The sequence below is a fragment of the Candidatus Planktophila sp. genome, assembly GCF_036734405.1.
Taxonomy (GTDB): Bacteria; Actinomycetota; Actinomycetes; order Nanopelagicales; family Nanopelagicaceae; genus Planktophila.
The window spans coordinates 80,128-99,277 of the sequence record NZ_DAIMYR010000005.1 but is presented as its reverse complement, the minus strand read 5'-3'; the positions used below and the strand labels follow the sequence as shown (position 1 = coordinate 99,277).

Annotated in this window: 21 protein-coding genes; 1 reads left to right on the top strand and 20 read right to left on the bottom strand. The window is 47.2% G+C overall.

Translation table 11 applies throughout. The features are described 5' to 3' along the window. The first annotated feature begins 1 nt into the window (after window position 1). Window positions 2-1,261 (top strand): UDP-N-acetylglucosamine 1-carboxyvinyltransferase, encoded by a 1,260-nt coding sequence (murA, locus tag AC9UC2_RS06855; RefSeq protein WP_509526774.1) that lies wholly within the window; start codon window positions 2-4, stop codon window positions 1,259-1,261. Between the two features lie 3 nt (window positions 1,262-1,264). On the opposite strand, the gene AC9UC2_RS06850 is transcribed toward murA, so the two are convergent. The 20 genes from AC9UC2_RS06850 to AC9UC2_RS06755 all read right to left on the bottom strand — a co-directional run bounded on the left by AC9UC2_RS06850 (window position 1,265) and on the right by AC9UC2_RS06755 (window position 19,141). After that, complete coding sequence (locus AC9UC2_RS06850; RefSeq protein ID WP_509526772.1) at window positions 1,265-1,516, bottom strand: F0F1 ATP synthase subunit epsilon; 252 nt, start codon at window positions 1,514-1,516, stop codon at window positions 1,265-1,267. Between the two features lie 6 nt (window positions 1,517-1,522). After that, a complete protein-coding gene (atpD, locus tag AC9UC2_RS06845; protein WP_445821401.1) occupies window positions 1,523-2,950 on the bottom strand; it encodes a F0F1 ATP synthase subunit beta in 1,428 nt (475 codons plus the stop codon). Continuing rightward, a complete protein-coding gene (locus AC9UC2_RS06840) occupies window positions 2,950-3,864 on the bottom strand; it encodes a F0F1 ATP synthase subunit gamma (protein ID WP_509526770.1) in 915 nt (304 codons plus the stop codon). The genes atpD and AC9UC2_RS06840 overlap by 1 nt, the downstream gene beginning before the upstream one ends. 3 nt (window positions 3,865-3,867) lie before the next feature. Beyond that, window positions 3,868-5,508, bottom strand: a complete 1,641-nt coding sequence (atpA, locus tag AC9UC2_RS06835; protein ID WP_509526768.1) for a F0F1 ATP synthase subunit alpha — start codon at window positions 5,506-5,508, stop codon at window positions 3,868-3,870. Window positions 5,509-5,520: 12 nt separating this feature from the next. Continuing rightward, complete coding sequence (locus tag AC9UC2_RS06830) at window positions 5,521-6,348, bottom strand: F0F1 ATP synthase subunit delta (protein ID WP_509526766.1); 828 nt, start codon at window positions 6,346-6,348, stop codon at window positions 5,521-5,523. Between the two features lie 32 nt (window positions 6,349-6,380). Further along, window positions 6,381-6,911, bottom strand: coding sequence for a F0F1 ATP synthase subunit B (locus tag AC9UC2_RS06825; RefSeq protein ID WP_509526764.1), 531 nt, complete (start codon window positions 6,909-6,911; stop codon window positions 6,381-6,383). A gap of 32 nt (window positions 6,912-6,943) precedes the next feature. Next, entirely contained in the window at window positions 6,944-7,147 is a 204-nt protein-coding gene (locus AC9UC2_RS06820; protein WP_445821085.1) for an ATP synthase F0 subunit C, read from the bottom strand. Between the two features lie 65 nt (window positions 7,148-7,212). Beyond that, window positions 7,213-7,992, bottom strand: coding sequence for a F0F1 ATP synthase subunit A (atpB, locus tag AC9UC2_RS06815; protein ID WP_509526762.1), 780 nt, complete (start codon window positions 7,990-7,992; stop codon window positions 7,213-7,215). Window positions 7,993-8,098: 106 nt separating this feature from the next. Beyond that, complete coding sequence (locus AC9UC2_RS06810; protein WP_509526760.1) at window positions 8,099-8,284, bottom strand: hypothetical protein; 186 nt, start codon at window positions 8,282-8,284, stop codon at window positions 8,099-8,101. Next, window positions 8,284-8,724, bottom strand: a complete 441-nt coding sequence (locus AC9UC2_RS06805; RefSeq protein WP_509526758.1) for a Cg1360 family ATP-synthase-associated protein — start codon at window positions 8,722-8,724, stop codon at window positions 8,284-8,286. Before AC9UC2_RS06805 ends, AC9UC2_RS06810 begins: the two co-directional genes overlap by 1 nt. Then, the gene (locus AC9UC2_RS06800) at window positions 8,721-9,800 is read right to left on the bottom strand and encodes a glycosyltransferase family 4 protein (RefSeq protein WP_509526756.1); all 1,080 of its coding nucleotides are present in this window, start codon (window positions 9,798-9,800) and stop codon (window positions 8,721-8,723) included. The genes AC9UC2_RS06805 and AC9UC2_RS06800 overlap by 4 nt, the downstream gene beginning before the upstream one ends. Window positions 9,801-9,809: 9 nt before the next feature. After that, the gene (gene glyA, locus AC9UC2_RS06795; RefSeq protein ID WP_509526754.1) at window positions 9,810-11,072 is read right to left on the bottom strand and encodes a serine hydroxymethyltransferase; all 1,263 of its coding nucleotides are present in this window, start codon (window positions 11,070-11,072) and stop codon (window positions 9,810-9,812) included. Between the two features lie 25 nt (window positions 11,073-11,097). Then, a complete protein-coding gene (locus AC9UC2_RS06790; RefSeq protein WP_509526752.1) occupies window positions 11,098-11,742 on the bottom strand; it encodes an L-threonylcarbamoyladenylate synthase in 645 nt (214 codons plus the stop codon). A 2-nt stretch (window positions 11,743-11,744) separates the two neighbouring features. Then, window positions 11,745-12,632, bottom strand: a complete 888-nt coding sequence (prmC, locus tag AC9UC2_RS06785; protein WP_509526750.1) for a peptide chain release factor N(5)-glutamine methyltransferase — start codon at window positions 12,630-12,632, stop codon at window positions 11,745-11,747. After that, window positions 12,595-13,677 (bottom strand): peptide chain release factor 1, encoded by a 1,083-nt coding sequence (prfA, locus tag AC9UC2_RS06780; protein WP_509526748.1) that lies wholly within the window; start codon window positions 13,675-13,677, stop codon window positions 12,595-12,597. Before prfA ends, prmC begins: the two co-directional genes overlap by 38 nt. Before the next feature lie 107 nt (window positions 13,678-13,784). Beyond that, window positions 13,785-13,994, bottom strand: a complete 210-nt coding sequence (rpmE, locus tag AC9UC2_RS06775) for a 50S ribosomal protein L31 (protein ID WP_509526746.1) — start codon at window positions 13,992-13,994, stop codon at window positions 13,785-13,787. A 104-nt stretch (window positions 13,995-14,098) separates the two neighbouring features. Next, on the bottom strand, window positions 14,099-15,673 hold the full coding sequence (gene rho, locus AC9UC2_RS06770; protein WP_509526744.1) for a transcription termination factor Rho: 1,575 nt from the start codon (window positions 15,671-15,673) through the stop codon (window positions 14,099-14,101). A gap of 156 nt (window positions 15,674-15,829) precedes the next feature. Continuing rightward, entirely contained in the window at window positions 15,830-16,759 is a 930-nt protein-coding gene (thrB, locus tag AC9UC2_RS06765) for a homoserine kinase (protein WP_509526742.1), read from the bottom strand. 1 nt (window position 16,760) lies between these two features. Continuing rightward, on the bottom strand, window positions 16,761-17,846 hold the full coding sequence (gene thrC / locus AC9UC2_RS06760) for a threonine synthase (RefSeq protein ID WP_509526740.1): 1,086 nt from the start codon (window positions 17,844-17,846) through the stop codon (window positions 16,761-16,763). Next, a complete protein-coding gene (locus AC9UC2_RS06755) occupies window positions 17,846-19,141 on the bottom strand; it encodes a homoserine dehydrogenase (protein ID WP_509526738.1) in 1,296 nt (431 codons plus the stop codon). Before AC9UC2_RS06755 ends, thrC begins: the two co-directional genes overlap by 1 nt. Window positions 19,142-19,150: the final 9 nt, after the last annotated feature.

The window sequence follows — 19,150 nt, the reverse complement described above, 5'->3', positions numbered from 1 at the left end:
TATGGCATCTCACGACCGCTTCCGCATAGTTGGCGGAACCTCCCTGCGGGGAGAAGTCTCTGTAACAGGTGCCAAGAACTCAGTTTTAAAGCTTATGGCAGCCTCATTGCTGGCCGCTGGCACAACAACAATTAGAAACGTTCCAGACATCGCCGATGTAGACATCATGGCTGACCTTTTGACCAGGCTTGGTTGCACCGTTGTTCGTGGGGCAGATACCGTCACAATTACCGTGCCTCAAGAACCCGCACATCGCGCTGATTATGATTTAGTTCGAAAGATGCGTGCATCAATCAATGTCCTTGGTCCATTGGTTGCACGAGTTGGTCAAGCCGATGTTGCTTTACCTGGTGGAGATGCAATCGGTTCACGTGGATTAGATTTTCATATCAAGGGTCTTGAATCTCTAGGTGCAAAAGCCCACATTGAACATGGGTATGTAATTGCGGAAGCACCTAATGGGTTAACTGGTGCACCTGTTGAACTTGATTTCCCAAGTGTAGGTGCGACAGAAAACATCATGACCGCTGCGGTTTTAGCAAAGGGTGTAACAACAATTGATAACGCGGCGCGCGAGCCCGACATCGTTGATCTTGGGGAATTCCTTATTTCAATGGGTGCAAAGATCGAAGGTTTAGGTACTCCGCTAATCACAATCACTGGCGTTGAAACCTTGCAACCAACTGATCACACAACAATTACTGATCGCATCATCACCGGAACCTGGGCCTTTGCCGCAGCAATGACTCGTGGCGACATCACAATTCATGGCGCAGTTCCAGAACATCTTGAATTACCTTTAGAAAAATTAGCATCAGCTGGTGCAATTATTACTTCTACTGCAGATGGAATCCGCGTAAAGATGGATGTACGACCACAGGCAATTGATGTGGCAACACTTCCCTACCCAGGATTCCCAACCGATTTGTTACCAATGGTCATCGCCCTGAACTCAATTGCCGATGGACACTCATTGGTAACTGAAAATGTCTTTGAATCCCGCTTTATGTTCGTCAACGAACTGAGCCGTTTAGGCGCACAGGTGAGCGTAGATGGCCATCATGCATCGATTACAGGCGTAGAAGAGCTATCTGGCGCACCCGTTGAAGCACACGATATTCGCGCCGGTGCAGGATTAATCTTGGCGGCGTTAGTGGCCGAAGGTGAAACCACTGTAGATCAGGCTTTCCACGTGGACCGCGGTTACCCAAACTTTGCCGAGCAATTACAAAGCCTTGGGGCTCAAGTCACCAGAGAGTAAAAATTAGTTAACGGACTCCGTAAGGATTGATACGCGATTGTTAGCGACAGACAAAAAACCTCCGCTGACGTTGAACTCTGTATTTTCACCGTTGGTGCCGTGAATTACAACCTTACCGTCGACAAGTACTGCAAACAGCGGAGTGTGATCGGTCAAAATTCCGATGTCACCTTCGATGGTACGGGTTGAAACTGAAGTAGCTTCACCCGACCATACACGCGCTGTTGGAGATACAAGTTCGACTTTAAGTGTCATGAGCTATTACTTCGCCAAGCTTGCTGCTAGTTCAGCCGCGTTGCGCTCTACATCTGCAAGACCACCGCACATGAAGAATGCCTGCTCTGGAATGTGATCGTACTTTCCATCTGCAAGTGCTTCGAATGCTTCGATTGTCTCTGATAGCGGAACGAATGATCCGTCGATTCCTGTAAACACCTTCGCTACGAATGTGTTCTGTGAAAGGAAACGCTGGATACGACGTGCGCGGCCTACGAGTACGCGGTCATCCTCTGACAATTCATCGATACCAAGAATTGCAATGATGTCCTGTAGATCCTTGTAACGCTGCAAGATCTGCTTGATGCGGTTAGCAACACGGAAGTGGTGCTCGCCGATGTAGCGAGGATCGAGGATACGAGATGATGAATCGAGTGGATCCACAGCTGGGTAGATACCAAGCTCTGAAATCGGACGAGACAACACTGTTGTTGCATCTAAGTGCGCGAAAGTAGTGTGTGGCGCTGGGTCGGTAATATCGTCAGCAGGAACGTAAATTGCCTGCATAGAGGTAATTGAGTGACCACGTGTTGATGTGATGCGCTCTTGTAGCTGACCCATTTCATCAGCCAAAGTTGGCTGGTAACCCACAGCAGATGGCATACGGCCTAGAAGTGTTGAAACCTCAGAACCTGCCTGTGTGAAACGGAAAATGTTATCGATGAACAGAAGTACGTCCTGCTTTTGAACATCGCGGAAGTATTCAGCCATTGTTAGTGCTGACAAAGCAACACGTAGACGCGTGCCAGGTGGTTCATCCATCTGACCGAACACTAACGCGGTCTTATTGATAACACCGGTCTCGGTCATTTCAAGGAACAAGTCATTACCTTCACGAGTACGCTCACCAACACCGGCGAATACAGATACACCACCGAAGTTTTCAGCTACACGGTAAATCATTTCCTGAATCAAAACTGTCTTACCTACACCTGCACCACCGAAGAGACCGATCTTTCCACCCTTTACATACGGTGTTAGTAGATCGATAACCTTAATTCCGGTTTCAAACATCTCAGTCTTTGATTCCAACTGATCAAATGCTGGTGCGTTACGGTGAATTGGCCAACGCTCTTTGATGTCGAGTGAAGAGGTTGGTACATCTAAAGATTCGCCAAGTGTGTTGAACACGTGACCCTTTGTTACATCACCAACAGGAACTGAGATCGGTGTTCCCGTATCTGTTACCTCTGCGCCACGGACCATACCGTCGGTAGGCTGCATTGAGATTGCGCGCACCAGGTTATCTCCGATGTGCAGAGCAACTTCAAGTGTCAGGGTACGAGTAGTACCTGACATGGTTGTCTCTACATGTAGCGCGTTAAAGATCGCTGGCATTGAATCCGCGGGGAATTCAATATCCACCACCGGTCCGATTACGCGAGCTACGCGGCCCTTTTTTGAGTTCGACATCATTCACTCCCTGCACTAGCTGAGGCCAACGCGTCTGCGCCGCCAACAATTTCACTGATCTCTTGAGTAATTTCGGCCTGACGAGCCGCGTTCGCAAGTCGCGTTAACGACTTGATTAGATCATCAGCATTGTCAGTTGCTGACTTCATTGCGCGACGGCGAGCTGCATGCTCTGAAGCTGCAGATTGCAACATCGCGTTAAATACTCGAGCCTGAATGTAACGAGGTAGCAGTGCGTTAAGCACAACCTCGGAACTAGGTTCGAATTCATACATTGGTAGCAATCCAGCTGGTGCTGGTGCTTCGCTTTCTACAACTTCTAGCGGAAGCATGCGCTTTGCCATCGCATTTTGAGTAAGCATTGACTTGAACTCAGTAAAGACAATGTGAATCTCATCGACTCCATTGACATCTACCTGCGCATCAAGAATGAATGCTTCGATCAAAGCGTCGGCAACTTCACGTGCATCTTCATAAGTTGGATTGTCAGAAAAACCTGTCCACTGTCCAGCAATCTCGCGATTGCGGAACTTGTAATAGCTAACCGCTTTACGGCCAACTAGGTATGACTTGGTTTCCAAACCGCGCTCACGAAGAAGGGCTGCGAGCTGCTCCCCTTCCTTGATTGCGTTGTTTGAGTACGCACCAGCCATACCTCGGTCTGCAGAGATGATTAACACCGCTGCACGCTTTGGATTCTCTGATGCCGTAGTCAATGGGTGGTTTGTTGTAGAAAAAGTTGCAACTGCAGATACCGCACGGGTCAACTCATTTGCATAAGGAGTTGAAGCTGCGACTCGTTGCTGCGCCTTAACGATACGTGAAGCAGAGATTAACTCCATTGCTTTCGTAATCTTTTTGGTCGCTTTAACGGATCGCATCCGTCGGCGATATATGCGAAGTTGGGCACCCATGGGTTACTTCTTCACCGCCGGTTGAACGTAACGAGTCACTGACTCTGCATCTTCGCCATCTAGAGCATCTGCTGGCGCTTCATTAAGTGCCGCAGCAACAGATGACTTGAATAGCTTCTTAAATGCTGTGACAGCTTCTTCCATCTTTGCGATGGTGTCATCATCTAACTGCTTGCTTTCAGAGATAACAGTGTTGATCTCTTTGCGTTCGCGGCCGATAAATTCGAGAAGTTCCGCTTCAAAGCGACGGATGTCAGCGACTGCAACATCATCAAGCTTTCCAGTTGTACCCGCCCAAATTGAAACGATCTGACGCTCCAATGAGTACGGTGAGTACTGACCTTGCTTGAGAAGTTCAACCATGCGCGCACCGCGCTCTAGCTGTGCCTTTGATGCAGCATCAAGATCTGAACCAAATGCTGCGAAAGCTTCAAGTTCACGATACTGAGCTAGGTCAAGACGTAGACGACCAGCAATCTTCTTCATCGCCTTAGTCTGCGCAGAGCTACCTACACGAGAAACAGAAACACCTACGTTGATCGCTGGGCGAACACCGGCGTTGAAAAGATCTGTTTCAAAGAAGCACTGACCATCAGTAATCGAAATTACGTTTGTAGGAATAAACGCAGAAACGTCATTTCCCTTTGTTTCGATGATTGGCAAGCCGGTCATAGAACCGCCACCTAGTTCATCAGAAAGCTTTGCACAACGCTCTAGCAAACGTGAGTGTAAGTAGAAAACATCTCCTGGGTACGCTTCGCGGCCTGGTGGACGACGAAGTAGAAGTGAGACTGAACGGTATGCCTCGGCTTGCTTTGATAGATCATCAAACACGATAAGAACGTGCTCGCCCTTGTACATCCAGTGCTGGCCAATTGCAGAACCTGTGTAAGGAGCTAAGTACTTGAAACCTGCTGGATCTGATGCAGGTGAAGCAACGATTGTTGTGTACTCCATTGCGCCAGCTTCTTCGAGTGCGCCCTTTACTGCAGCAATCGTTGAACCCTTCTGACCAATAGCAACATAAATACACTTAACTTGCTTCTTCTTATCGCCAGATTTCCAGTTTTCTTTCTGGTTAATAATTGTGTCAACAGCAACAGCTGTCTTTCCGGTCTGACGGTCACCAATGATCAACTGGCGCTGTCCGCGACCAATCGCTGTCATTGCATCGATCGCCTTGATACCAGTTGCAAGAGGCTCCTTAACAGGTTGGCGCTGAACTACAGAGGGAGCCTGCAGTTCTAGTGCACGACGTGCTTCAGCTTTAATTTCACCCTTGCCATCAATTGGATTTCCAAGTGCATCAACGACGCGACCTAGGAAGCCATCACCAACTGGTACGGAGAGAATTTCACCAGTGCGGCGAACAGATGATCCTTCTTCAATTCCTGTTGTGTCACCCAAAATAACTGTTCCGATTTCGCGAACATCTAGGTTGAGTGCAAGACCTAGTGTGCCGTTAGCAAATTGCAATAGCTCATTTGCCATTGTCGAAGGCAAACCTTCAACACGTGCAATGCCATCGCCTGCCTGGCTTACTGTTCCTACCTCGTCGCGAGCCGCAACGCCTGGATCGTATGACTTAACGAAGTTCGCTAAGGCACCCTGAATCTCTTCAGGATTGATCTTTAGGTCTGCCATGTGTTTCTCCCTTTATTTGCTTCCAGCCAAGGCACGTGCGGCCCCAGCCAAACGATTTGAAACTGAACCATCAACCATTTCATCTGCAAACTTCACTGAAACTCCACCCAAAACTGTTGGATCGATTTCAATATTCATACGAACAGGTTGTCCTACCTGCTTATTCAGCGCGGCTTCCAAGCGATCCTGCTGTGCTTGGGACATTGGTGCTGCAACTCGAACAAGTGCAATCACACGGTTGCGTCGTGCGGCTAATGCCCATTGGAAATCAGCAAATGCTGATTCGATGCTTCGGCCACGCCAAGCGTTTACCATTTGTGAGACTAACTTTGTTGTCGAAGAAGATGCATTCTTGAGCAGCTCGGCTGCCAATTGCGCCTTTGCTACATGTGCATCTGATTTAAAAGCCTTGCGTAGCTCTGATGAATTAGAAATCGTATTTGAAATAACGAACATCTCATTTTCCACACGATCTAATTCGCCTGAAATGTTAGCTGCTGTCGCCTCCGCTTCAATAGCTAACTGCTCAATAACTTGTACTAGATCCTTCGCTCCAGACCAACGGAGTGCAGATAGATCGGTTAGTAGTCCAACCGTTGCTTTTCCTACCTTTGAAGCTAATAGATCCTTAATAAATACACCTTTTGCGGCAGCATCACGAGATGTGTCGGTAAGGGCGCGACGTACAGAGATATTGGAACCCAAGACATCTGCAACAAAGAAAAGTTCAGCGCTCAACGTCGATGCAGTCTGTGCATCGACACCCTTAACAGCAGCATCAAGTGCTGTTCGTGCAGCCACAAGTGACTGACGACTACTGCCTCCGAGTTGAGCTCTCATTTACCTTTTCTCTCTGCTTCTTCTTTTATCTACTACTTAGATTTTTCTAGATCATCAAGGAAACGATCAACGATGCGTGATTGACGCGCCTGATCATCGAGTGCTTCTCCAACAATCTTTGAAGCTAGTTCAACTGCGAGCGCGCCGACTTCGTTGCGAAGAGATGTAACCGCCTGTTGACGTTCTGCTTCGATTGAGGCGTGAGCTGCAGCGGTAATGCGTGCTGCTTCTTCCTGCGCCTTTGTGCGAAGCTCTTCAAGAATTGCTGCTCCTTGTGCACGTGCTTCTTCGCGAATTGTTTGCGATTCTGCTTGTGCCTTTGAAAGTTGCTCTGTGTACTGAACTAGCGCTTGGGCAGCATCTGCTTGTGCTTTTTCAGCACGCTCGATTCCACCTTGGATTGCCTCTGTGCGAGCAGTGAAAGCCTTCTCGAACATTGGAACCACTCTGCGGCGCATAACCATGTACAGCAAACCGAAAGCGACGAATCCGACAACAATTTCAGCTGTTGCAGGTAAAAGCGGATTAGGCGCACCTGCTGCTGCGAGCAATGAGAATGACATCTGTATTCCTCTAGCTAGTTATCGAATATGAATTAGAGAACGAATGCGAGTACGAGGCCGAATAGCGCTAGAGCTTCAGCCATAGCGAAGCCTAGGAATGCGATTGGCTGTAGAACGCTGCGTGCTTCTGGCTGGCGTGCAACGCCATTGATGTACGCAGAGAAGATCATTCCAACTGCAAGTCCTGGTCCAATTGCTGCAAGACCGTAACCGACGAGGTTGAGTGTGCCTGTCATTTTTCTTACCTTTCCGTTGGTATTTCTAGTAGGTGGTACGTGTTTTTACTGCTGTGGAACTCTAGTTAGTGCTCATCAGCAATAGCGCCGCCGATGTATAGGGCGGTCAACAGGGTAAAGATGTACGCCTGAAGACATTGAACAAGGAACTCGAAGAAGGTCAATGCGATTCCAAATGCGAAAGCAAATGGGCTAACCAACTTCAAGCCAATAGCACCCTGTAGTAGATGTTCTCCACCCAGGATAAAGATCATAAGAAGCAAGTGACCAGCGAACATGTTTGCGAACAAACGAAGCGAGATAGTCAAAGGACGAACAATTAAGTAGGTCGCAACTTCAATTGGTGTCAAAAGAATGTAAACCGGCTTAGGAACACCTGGCATGAAGAGGATGTCCTTCATGTACTTGATGATTCCGTGGTGACGGATACCCACGTAGTGGAAAACTACGAAGGTAATAATTCCAAGAACGTAAGCAAAACTGATTCGAGACATTGTTGGGAACTGCAACATCGGAATAATTCCGAACCAGTTGTTCACCAAAATAAATGTGAAGAGCGTGAATAGATATGGCACGAAGCGCATGAATTCATGACCGATGATCTCTTTACCAAGGTCATTGCGCACATATGCATACACAGATTCACCGGCAAATTGAAGCTTAGAAGGAACAACTGCCGCTTTGCGAGATGCCATTAAGAAGAAAATTGAAAGAACTATTACTGAGAGAAAAACTAGGAAAATTGGTTTTGTTGTGTACGGGTTTTCGCCAAAAATAGGAGGTAAAACGAAGTCTTTACTACTTGGGGGAACGAACTCGTCGCCTTCAGCAAGAAAGCTATACATCGAGCGCACGCGTACTCCTCATGAGGTTAAGGGCTTGTTCTTCGGGCATACCCTATGCGTAAATGAGCCTTTGGGCGAAATCGAATATCTGTGGATTAGGACTCTTTTAGCGCCCGAAACGCAGCCACACTAGGTACAAAGCCGCACCCATTCCCAGCAAAAGCCCAGAGGCTAAGAAGTAGCCGGTACCAAGCCAAGCATCGAGGCCATAGCCGACTCCACCCCAGAAAAGCGGGCCAGAAAGTAGGTACCCCAAAATGGTCCAGGCTGCGCCTTCATTAGTGCGGCTCATTACTTCTCCTTGCTCGTGGAACTATCGGGCAGGGGTAAATGTATGCGCAGCTTCATGTAACTGGCAATCTCCCCGCCTAGCCAGCTCAGGGTTAGCACGATCGCGGCGATTCCAAAGCTGGTTCGGTTGATGGTTTCACGCTCGGTGAAGTTGGTGATTGCCCATAAGAAAAGGCCAACAAACAAAAGTTTGGTTGTGTAGGAAAAAAGCGCAAGACCCATTGTAGAAAGTGGATCAAGATCTTTTGAGATCTTGGAAACCCCCAAAGTGACGGCAAAAAATATGACAACGATGAACTGTGCAAGAAGTGCGCCATAAAGACCAGGTAAGCCGGCAAATATTGCTGAAATAATAATTGAAATTAAGCCGGTGATTGCAGTTGGCTTTACCGCACCTTTCAACAGCTGCGCTTCATTACTGGGATTACTTGACTTGCTCATGCATCTACCTTCTTCTTGCTTTTCATAACTGCAACACTAGCTCCTACTAATACTAAGACAGTAATAAGTGCAACCCACCATGGGGCAAATGCAAGAACAGTCACAGGATAAGCAATCGTTGCAGTCCATAGATACAAAATAACCGCAGTTCTATTTGTTGAATTACCAGCACTGAGCAATCGGTGGTGAAGATGTTGGTTGTCTGGTGCAAACGGAGAACGTCCAGCTTTTACACGGCGACCAACTGCAAGCAGTAAATCCAAGAAAGGAATTGCAAGAACTGCAAATGGAAGCAATAACGGCAGCAAAGTCGGTCCAAGGGATTCGGCAGAAATTGCGTTGGGGTCTACCTGGCCAGTTAAAGTAATTGCAGCTGCTGAAAGAAGAAGTCCCAACAACATAGATCCGCTATCGCCCATAAAGATCTTGGCTGGATTGATGTTATGGGGCAAGAAACCTAAGCAAATACCCACTAAAACCGCGGTAGTTAGTGATGGCGCACCCGCACGGCTAAACCCGTATTCAACAGCCAATAAGTATGCAAAAGCAAAGAATGCGATACCTGAAATAGCCACGATTCCTGCGGCTAATCCATCCATGCCATCAATGAAATTAACCGCATTTATGACGACTAAAACAATCAAAACTGTTACTAGCTGACCAATACTTGATGGCAATGTAATGACACCGTTGATAGGTAACCACAAGATCTGAATTCCATAGATAAGCAAAATTCCGGCGACGAAAACTTGTCCTGCAAGTTTTGTCAGAGCATCTAACTGAAAGCGATCATCTGCCATTCCCAATAGAACAATGGCCGTTGACGCTAAGAAAATACCTTGTGTTTCCTGCCCAAAGGATTTACCAACAAGTGGCAAATGATTAACAATGGCAAAAGTAAGTGCCATCGCTGCCCACATTGCAACGCCACCCCAACGCGCAGTTGGAACGCTATGGATATCGCGATCTCGAATCGCAGCGACTGCCCCGAAACGAATTGCTTGGGTGCGAACTAAGGGAGTAATTAAATAACACAGCGCTGCTGATATCAGCAGGGTAATTAAGTACTCGCGCATTACAGGAAATTACGCCTGGTAAATTGGAAAACGGGCGGTTAGTGCATGGACTTCAGTTTTGATCCCAGCATGTGCAGCTGCATCATCAGTTTTGATTGCCCGTGAAATCAAGGAAGCGATTTGCTTCATCTCTTCAACACCCATTCCCTGCGTTGTAGTTGCAGGTGAACCCACACGAATACCGCTTGTGATTCCTGGCTTTTCTGGATCGTAAGGAATCGAATTCTTATTCATAACAATTCCGGCAGCTCCGCAACGCTCATCTGCCACCTTGCCGTTAATGCCGGTACTACGAATATCCATCAACGCTAAGTGTGTTTCAGTGCCGCCAGATACTGCGCGCATACCTTCTGCTTCAAGCGCTGCAGCTAAAGCTTTTGCGTTGATAATTACATCCTTGGCGTACTTTTGATACGCAGGTGTCGCGCACTCTGCCAATGCAATCGCCTTGCCTGCAACTGCAGACATAATCGGTCCGCCCTGCATTCCAGGGAAAACCGCCTTATCAATTGCTGCAGCATGTTGTGCTTTAGCCAAAATCATTCCACCACGTGGACCGCGCAAAACTTTGTGTGTTGTAAATGAAACAACATCTGCATAAGGAACTGGAGACGGGATCGCCTTACCGGCAACCAAACCAATAAAGTGCGCCGCATCTACCCACATGATTGCGCCAACTTCATCGCAAATCTCGCGAATCTTTGCAAAATCAACCAGTGATGGATAGGCCGTTGCTCCCGAACAAATCATCTTTGGCTTGGTGCGAATGGCTTGATCACGCAATTGGTCGTAATCAATAAGTTCGTTGTCTTGGCGAACTCCGTAGGATTCAATGTTGAACCACTTACCTGAAAAGTTAACTGGCGATCCATGAGTTAAGTGACCACCATGTGCCAAGTCCATTGCAAGTACGGTGTCACCTGGCTTAGTAAATGCTTGATACACCGCGACATTTGCCGATGCACCAGAATGTGGCTGAACATTTGCATGCTCTGCGCCAAACAAAGATTTTGCGCGATCGATTGCTAGGTATTCAGCCTTATCAACTTCTTCGCACCCGCCGTAGTAGCGCTTGCCTGGATAACCTTCGGCATACTTGTTAGATAACGTCGAACCCAATGCGGCTAGAACTGCACGTGATGTGAAATTTTCAGATGCGATTAACTGCAAGTTGGTCTGTTGACGCTTGAGTTCAGATAAAAGAACCGCGGCGATTTCAGGATCCTGCGAGGTTAAAAGGTTAAAATCTGGGCCATAGAAGGTTTCGGACATGGCTAAACCCTATCGGGCAAGCGGGTTAAATTCCTGTTGCTCCGGGAACGATGGCTTGAATCTCTGCAAGTGAGATTGCCCCCTCGCGCAGGTAGCGCACACCGGTTTCATCGGCCTCAATGACGGTAGAAATTGGGCCCTTGCGAAGATTGCCATTATCAAACTTCAGCGCGACATCTGATTCAAGAACCCACACATCACCCAATGATTTTGGTGCTGCCATTGACTTACGTGCTGCACTTGCAACAGCAAGTGGACCAGTCTTTGTCACTAAAGCTTTGGCAAATTTAGCTTTTGGAATTCGAACACTGACGCGGTCTAGTTGATTGTTGTCACCAAGATCCCAGCTAAGTCCAAGTTGTGGACGCAAATTTAAGGACAACATTCCTGGCCAAAACTTTTTCATTAAAGCTTTAATTTCAGGGGTTACTTCGCGAATGATTCCATCAGTAGTTTTCACGCTTCCAACAATTACTTGAGCTGCGGTAAACAATGGGTCTCCGCGCAGTACATGCATCGCGCGAACCGCATCTTGATTGAAAGCATCGCACACATAGGCATAGCTGTGTTCCATAGGAATAACGATAATGAAACCATCAGCGATAGCTTTTGCGGCTTTGTTGACGTGACGAGAAAGTTCGCCTTTCTTAAGATCAATATCTTTTGCCATAGCTAACTCCTCACCGCACTCGTCCAACGTGGTCTGCCTACTAGGTCATCATGCAGGGCAACCTCTGAAAAATCTACTGACAGCGCGGCTGCAATTGCTAAACCCTGATCTTCTGTGTGTTCAATAACTAAAACTCCCCCAGGCTTTAGCAGCCGTGCCGCAGCGGTAATAAATTGTTGCGGAATTTCCATTCCAGTGGGGCCACCAAATAGTGCAATGTGAGGCTCAAAGCCTGCAACATCTCTCGGCAACTCTTGTGAATCTGGAACATAAGGCGGGTTTGCAATTACTACATCGCACTTAATACCTGGCAGCACATCTGACACATCGCCTTCGACAACTCGCACATTTTCAGCGATTACTGAGACGTTTTTCTTAAGCCAGACCAGTGCTTCTGGACTTTTTTCTACTGCAATTACTCGGGTTGTTGGTGCTTCTGTTGCAATTGCTAATGACAATGCACCAGAACCTGCACCTAGATCGATAACACTTACTGGTGCTGGCAAGTTTTCGATGTGTTGTAACACAGCTTCGACCAATAGTTCAGATTCTGGACGTGGCACCAAGACTCCTGGGCCAACTTCAATGTTTAAGTATCTAAATCCAGCTGTTCCAGTTAAGTACTGCAAGGGTTCAAAGTTAAGGCGACGATCCAACAAATCATGAAACTGTTCTTCTAAAACACCTTTGTCTTCGATACCGAGCAAAGTTGATTCAGTCATTACAGGGTTATGAAGATCCATGCGAGATAGTCCTAGAACATGTGCAAGCAGGTGTTCTGCATCAACTTCAGAAATACCAGATTCGGCTAACTGCGATTTAGCATCGCGCAGAATCTCTTTGATGATCATGTTAGTTAGCGTTGGCCAAACGTGCTGCTTTATCTGCATCTAGCAAAGTTTGGATCATGTCATCCAAATCGCCATTAAGGACTGCATCCAAGTTATTCGCCTTGTAATTAACGCGGTGATCACTGATGCGGTTTTCTGGAAAGTTGTAGGTACGGATTCGCTCCGAACGATCAACTGTTCGAACCTGGCTCTTACGCTCTGCAGATGCAATCGCTTCCGCCTTTTCTTGAGCATCAGCCAACAAACGTGCGCGCAAAATACGCAGCGCAGATTCCTTGTTTTGTAGCTGGCTCTTTTCGTTCTGACAAGAAACAACGATGCCGGTTGGCACGTGGGTTAAACGCACAGCAGAGTCAGTTGTATTAACGGACTGCCCGCCAGGACCTGATGAGCGGTAGACATCTACACGTACATCATTCATATTTAACTCGACATCTACTTCTTCGGCTTCAGGCAGGATTAAAACTCCAGCGGCAGATGTGTGAATACGCCCCTGGCTTTCAGTTTCCGGAACGCGCTGTACACGGTGCACTCCGCCTTCGAATTTCAAACGTGCATACGGTGATTCTCCAGGTGCTGCAGTTCCCTTTGACTTAACTGCGACCGAAATATCTTTGTATCCACCCATTTCACTTTCGGTGGCATCAATAATTTCAACTTTCCAATTGTGCTTTTCTGCATAACGCATGTACATGCGCAATAGATCGCCTGCAAATAGCGCCGACTCATCTCCACCAGCACCTGCTTTAACTTCCAAAATAACATCACGATCATCATTGGGATCACGTGGCAACAACAACTCTTCTAGCTTTTCAGCTGCCGCATCGCGTGCAGCTTCAAGCGCTGGAATCTCTGCAGCAAATTCAGGATCAACCGCTGCTAATTCTGCTGCAGCCAATAAATCATCCTCTGATGACTTCCAGGCTTTGAATCCGGAAACGACGGGACCAAGTTGGGCGTACCGTCGTCCAAGTTTGCGAGCATTTGCTTGATCCTCGTGAATAGAAGGATCAGCCATCTTTTCTTCTAGTTCGGCGTACTCGCGCACCATTTCATGTGCTGATGCAAAGCGATCATTGCTCATCGACTGCTCCTTTCTATTTCGATTCTGGTCAATTTAGATTGAGAATGGGAAATAAAAAAACCGCGACCGCAACCCGACCAGGGCTGCGATGCGGTTCCTTTAGAAAGCTAGTTCTTCTTACCGAAGCGCTCTTCGAACTTAGCCACGCGACCACCAGTATCAAGGATGCGCTGCTTACCTGTGTAGAACGGGTGGCATACAGAACAAACTTCAACGTAGATAGATCCGCTAGCAACTGTTGAACGAGTTACAAACTTCTCGCCGCAACCACAAGTTACTTGGGTGTCTTTGTACTCTGGGTGGATATCTGGCTTCATGGTTATTCCTTCTTTAATGTTTGGGTCTTGTCTCCAAGTGAACCAAACGGACGATTAACAGAGCTCAAGGGTAGGCGATAAGCCCACAATTGAGAAATTTACGCTTACTTTGAGTCATCCGGTCCCGCAGTTGTCTTCTGGATCTGCATCAAGAACTCGACGTTGGACTTAGTGCCCTTCATCTTCTCAAGCAGCAGTTCCAGGGCAGCTTGTGGCTCTAGTGCGTGCAATACACGACGTAGCTTCCACACAATGTTGAGCTCTTCTGAACCCATAAGGATTTCTTCCTTACGTGTACCTGAAGCAACAACATTAACTGCAGGGAAAATTCGCTTGTCAGCCATACGGCGGTCAAGGATTAATTCCATGTTTCCAGTTCCCTTGAACTCTTCGAAGATAACTTCATCCATACGAGAACCTGTATCAACCAATGCGGTTGCAAGAATCGTTAGTGATCCACCATCTTCAATGTTACGAGCTGCTCCGAAGAACTTCTTTGGTGGATACAACGCAGCTGAATCCACACCACCAGAAAGGATGCGGCCTGATGCAGGTGCTGCGATGTTGTATGCACGACCAAGACGAGTAATTGAGTCAAGCAGAACAACAACATCGTGACCTAGTTCAACAAGACGCTTTGCGCGCTCGATAGCAAGTTCAGCAATTGTTGTGTGATCATCAGCTGGGCGATCGAATGTTGAAGCAATAACTTCACCCTTAACTGATCGCTGCATATCTGTAACTTCTTCTGGACGCTCATCAACTAGAACAACCATCAAGTGACACTCTGGATTGTTTGTTGTGATCGCGTTAGCAATTGATTGAAGAACCATTGTCTTACCGGCCTTTGGAGGCGAAACAATAAGACCACGCTGACCCTTACCAATTGGTGCAATCAAATCGATAACACGAGTTGTAAGAACATTTGGCTCAGTCTCTAGGCGCAAACGCTCCTGAGGGTAAAGCGGAGTTAACTTTCCGAACTCAACACGGTTACGTGCCTCTTCAGGAGTCATTCCGTTAACGGTTTCAAGGGTGATCAAAGCGTTGAATTTTTGCTTGGTTTCACCTTCGCGAGGTTGGCGAACCTGGCCAGTTACAACATCACCCTTGCGCAGACCGTTCTTGCGAACCTGCTGCAATGAAACATAAACATCGTTAGGTCCGGGCAGGTATCCACCTGTGCGGATAAATGCGTAGCTTTCTAGAATATCGAGTAAGCCACCAACTGGAACTAGAACATCATCTTCGCCAATTACTGGCTCACGCTCTTCACGTGGTGCGCGGTCACGGTTGCGATCGCGATTGCGGTCACGTCCACGGCCACGGTCGTTGCGATCAAAGCGACCACCACGGTCGTTGCGATCATTGCCGCCACGATCATTGTTTGACTGCGGCGCTGAATCATCATCGCCGTCATCATCTGAATCTTGTGTGTTATTCGAAGGCTTTGATTCCTTCTTGCGGTTGTTACGCGCTTCGCGACGTGCTTCGCGTTCAGCCTTTGCAGCTTCGCGGTTCTTCGCCTGTAAATCAGCGATTGCCTCCACTAGTGCGTCCTTCTTCATCTTTGCTGCGCCATCAACACCTAGTTGTGTAGCTACCGTCTTCAACTTTGGAAGGGTCATTGCAGCAAGCTCTGGACTGTTTGAACGAACTGGTTCAATTTCTGTTGTCATGTATATCTTTTCGCTATTGGCTCTGGGCTATAAACCCGAAAGAGCCTGGGATTTTTGTTTTTTTGAAAATATCTGATGAGTTACTGGCTGCTAGATGAGCCGTTCAGATGAGTGAAGGTTAGCAGGATTGAGCAGGAAATCGCAAAATGAGCAGAATTACGCGGTAACGACCGCAACACCTGTGCGTGAAATCCCCAATGGAATCATCTGGAACTTATCCCCTGCGGCCCGTTCTAATTCGGCAGCTTCAGCATCGCCACCTGTGTGAAGAACTAGAACAGTTGGACCCGCACCCGAAATAAAGGCTGCAACCCCAGCCTTACGCAGCTTTGTCATCAAGGCATAGCTTTGTGGCATGGCATCGCTGCGGTAACTCTGATGCAAATAATCTTCAGTAGCGCTCAATAGAAGATCTGGACGACTCTGCAGTGCTTGCACCAAAACCGCTGTGTTAATTGAGTTTCGAACCGCATCCTGATGTGGAATTGATTCTGGCAACATCTTGCGAGCCTTTGACGTAGACAACTCAGTTGCTGGAACAAAAGCAAGCGCACCAATACGTGGATCTACATCGATGCGTAGTGATTGCGCAATTACATTTCCACGTTGGCTTTCTTGCCACGCGATATTGGCACTGCCGTTAATTGCAGCCGACACATTGTCAGGATGGCCTTCCATTTGATTGGCGATATTCAACATATCTTCATGTGACATGCGTTCGTTACCACCAAGAACCAAGGCGCGAGCAAGAGCTAACCCACCAACAATTGCTGCAGCAGATGAACCAAGGCCACGACCATGAGGAATGACATTTAATTGACGCAACGCAATTCCGCGGGGACGTCCACCTAAGAAATCAAAACCTTTGTACATTGCCTTAATGATTAAATTCTTATCAGTTGTTGGAACTGAATCTGCACCTTCTCCGGTGACATCAATATCAACACCTGGTTCATCCATAACTTGCGCCATGTAACGATCATGCAGGTTTAACGCTAAACCAAGACAATCAAAACCTGGTCCCAAATTGGCACTAGTGGCAGGAACTTGCACCTGCATTGGTTGTGCCTTGAATGTTGGTTTCATTTTAAGCAAGTCCCAAGGCTTTAGCTGCGATTTTTGCGTTGACTGGAACAACAACTGGCTTCTTTGCTGCATCTAGTGCGTAAGGAATGTCCTTTAGACCATGCCCTGTAACAGTAATAACAATTGTCTTGTCCCTAGGTAACTTGCCCGCCTTCTTGTACTTGATCAGGCCAGCAAGACCAGCAGCAGATGAAGGCTCGACGAAAATTCCTTCCTTAGCCGCAATTAAACGGTATGCAGACAAGATTTCGCGGTCAGTTACTGAATCAATAACTCCACCTGACATATCGCGAGCTTCTACAGCTTGCTGCCAGGACGCTGGATTTCCAATGCGAATTGCAGTTGCGATTGTTTCTGGGTTCTTCACAACTTTGCCCTTAACAATAGGAGCAGCACCTGCAGCTTGGAAGCCGTACATCATCGGTAGCTTTGTTGTAAGCCCATCCTTGTTGTACTCCTTGTAACCCTTCCAATATGCAGTGATGTTTCCAGCATTTCCAACTGGAAGTGCATGAATATCTGGTGCATCGCCCAACATATCTACAACTTCAAAACTTGCAGTCTTCTGGCCTTCAATACGAAATGGGTTAACCGAGTTAACTAGTGCAACTGGATAATTTTCTGAAAGTTCTTTAGCAAGAGTTAAGCAATCATCAAAGTTTCCATTTACTTGCAAAATTGTTGAATCGTGAATAACTGCCTGTGCAAGCTTTCCCATGGCGATTTTGCCTTTAGGAATCAGAACCGCTGGACGCATTCCTGCTTTGACCGCATAGGCAGCCGCTGATGCTGAAGTATTTCCGGTTGATGCACAGATAACAGCCTTGGCGCCATCTTCGGCAGCTTTTGAAATCGCCATTGTCATGCCACGGTCTTTAAAGGAACCGGTTGGATTAAGGCCTTCGTACTTGATCCACACATTGTTGCCAAGAAGTTCTGAAAGATTGCATGCATAAATAAGTGGTGTGCCACCTTCGCGCAAAGAAACAATCGGTGTCTTGGCACTTACCGGAAGACGGTGACGGTATTCCTCAATAACTCCGCGCCACTGATGAGCACCGCTATTTTTCTTACCAAACAAACCCATTAGCTCTGTGCTCCTTCAACGCGAATAACGCTTTCAACTTTGCTGACAATGTCCATCTTTCGTAACTTTTCAATACAGGCATCTAAAGCATCTTCAGATGCTGCGTGTGTAACAACTACTAATTCGGCATCTGCACCTAGTCCAGCTTGGCGAACTGTTTGAATAGAAACGTTTTCGCTGGCAAAAGTTTGCGCAATTGATGCCAAAACACCTGATTTATCAGCAACATGTAAGCGCACGAAGAACTGTGATTTAACTGCGCCAATAGGTGCAATATCTAAGTCTGCGTAATCTGATTCGCCATAACCAACAGTTGAATAAGCAGCATGGCGGGCAACTGCAACCAAATCGCCCAAGATTGCTGATGCTGTTGGAGCGCCACCTGCGCCACGTCCGTAGAACATCAACTGACCAGCAGCTTCAGATTCAACATAGACGGCGTTAAATGCATTACGCACTGATGCCAATGGGTGTGACAAAGGCAAGATAACTGGGTGAACACGAACAGAAATTTCATCTTTAACGGTTAACTCAGCGATCGCAAGTAACTTGATAACACTGTTCATTGACTTAGCAGCTGCAACATCATCAGCTGAAATCTTTGAAATACCTTCGCAATAAACTTCATCGATGACTACTGTGCTGTGGAAAGCCAGGCTGGCAAGCAAGGCTGCCTTTGCTGCAGCATCATGGCCTTCAATATCTGCAGTTGGATCAGCTTCAGCGTAGCCAAGGGCTTGTGCTTCCTTTAGAACTTCATCAAAGGCGCGGCCTTCTTCATGCATCTTGGTAAGAATGTAGTTAGTAGTTCCATTAACAATTCCCATCACACGGGTAATTTGATCCCCCGCTAATGATTCGCGCATTGAACGAATAATTGGAATTGCACCTGCAACAGCTGCTTCATAATACAAATCAACTTTGGCAGCATCAGCGGCATTAAAGAGTTCGTGACCATGTGTAGCAAGCAAGGCTTTATTGGCAGTGATTACTGACTTGCCATTTTTAATCGCTTCCAGAATTAAAGTTCTAGCGGGCTCGATTCCACCCATTACTTCAATAACAATATTGATACTTGGATCAGAAACAATTGATTGAAGATCTGTTGTGATGAGCGCTGGATCTACACCTTCACGTGCACCAGCAGTACGTACTCCAACTTTAGATAGTTTAAGAACCGCGCCTGAGCGCTCTGATAACTCTTGCTCATCATCTTGGAGCAGGCGAGCAACCTGGCTGCCAACAACACCGCAGCCGAGCATGCCAATAGAGAGTTGTTTTGAGCCCGAGTTCATGGGGCCATT

Excerpts from the sequence above, each read along its gene's own strand:
- AC9UC2_RS06825 (WP_509526764.1), bottom strand. The coding sequence starts at position 6,911 with ATGTCATTCTCATTGCTCGCAGCAGCAGGTGCGCCTAATCCGCTTTTA.
- AC9UC2_RS06820 (WP_445821085.1), bottom strand. The coding sequence starts at position 7,147 with ATGACAGGCACACTCAACCTCGTCGGTTACGGTCTTGCAGCAATTGGA.
- prmC (WP_509526750.1), bottom strand. The coding sequence starts at position 12,632 with ATGCAGATAAAGCAGCACGTTTGGCCAACGCTAACTAACATGATCATC.
- atpD (WP_445821401.1), bottom strand. The coding sequence starts at position 2,950 with ATGTCGAACTCAAAAAAGGGCCGCGTAGCTCGCGTAATCGGACCGGTG.
- murA (WP_509526774.1), top strand. The coding sequence starts at position 2 with ATGGCATCTCACGACCGCTTCCGCATAGTTGGCGGAACCTCCCTGCGG.
- prfA (WP_509526748.1), bottom strand. The coding sequence starts at position 13,677 with ATGAGCAATGATCGCTTTGCATCAGCACATGAAATGGTGCGCGAGTAC.
- AC9UC2_RS06790 (WP_509526752.1), bottom strand. The coding sequence starts at position 11,742 with ATGGCAAAAGATATTGATCTTAAGAAAGGCGAACTTTCTCGTCACGTC.
- thrB (WP_509526742.1), bottom strand. The coding sequence starts at position 16,759 with ATGAAACCAACATTCAAGGCACAACCAATGCAGGTGCAAGTTCCTGCC.
- AC9UC2_RS06805 (WP_509526758.1), bottom strand. The coding sequence starts at position 8,724 with ATGAGCAAGTCAAGTAATCCCAGTAATGAAGCGCAGCTGTTGAAAGGT.
- thrC (WP_509526740.1), bottom strand. The coding sequence starts at position 17,846 with ATGGGTTTGTTTGGTAAGAAAAATAGCGGTGCTCATCAGTGGCGCGGA.
- AC9UC2_RS06800 (WP_509526756.1), bottom strand. The coding sequence starts at position 9,800 with ATGCGCGAGTACTTAATTACCCTGCTGATATCAGCAGCGCTGTGTTAT.
- glyA (WP_509526754.1), bottom strand. The coding sequence starts at position 11,072 with ATGTCCGAAACCTTCTATGGCCCAGATTTTAACCTTTTAACCTCGCAG.
- AC9UC2_RS06840 (WP_509526770.1), bottom strand. The coding sequence starts at position 3,864 with ATGGGTGCCCAACTTCGCATATATCGCCGACGGATGCGATCCGTTAAA.
- AC9UC2_RS06810 (WP_509526760.1), bottom strand. The coding sequence starts at position 8,284 with ATGAGCCGCACTAATGAAGGCGCAGCCTGGACCATTTTGGGGTACCTA.
- rho (WP_509526744.1), bottom strand. The coding sequence starts at position 15,673 with ATGACAACAGAAATTGAACCAGTTCGTTCAAACAGTCCAGAGCTTGCT.
- AC9UC2_RS06850 (WP_509526772.1), bottom strand. The coding sequence starts at position 1,516 with ATGACACTTAAAGTCGAACTTGTATCTCCAACAGCGCGTGTATGGTCG.
- AC9UC2_RS06830 (WP_509526766.1), bottom strand. The coding sequence starts at position 6,348 with ATGAGAGCTCAACTCGGAGGCAGTAGTCGTCAGTCACTTGTGGCTGCA.
- atpA (WP_509526768.1), bottom strand. The coding sequence starts at position 5,508 with ATGGCAGACCTAAAGATCAATCCTGAAGAGATTCAGGGTGCCTTAGCG.
- AC9UC2_RS06755 (WP_509526738.1), bottom strand. The coding sequence starts at position 19,141 with ATGAACTCGGGCTCAAAACAACTCTCTATTGGCATGCTCGGCTGCGGT.
- atpB (WP_509526762.1), bottom strand. The coding sequence starts at position 7,992 with ATGTATAGCTTTCTTGCTGAAGGCGACGAGTTCGTTCCCCCAAGTAGT.
- rpmE (WP_509526746.1), bottom strand. The coding sequence starts at position 13,994 with ATGAAGCCAGATATCCACCCAGAGTACAAAGACACCCAAGTAACTTGT.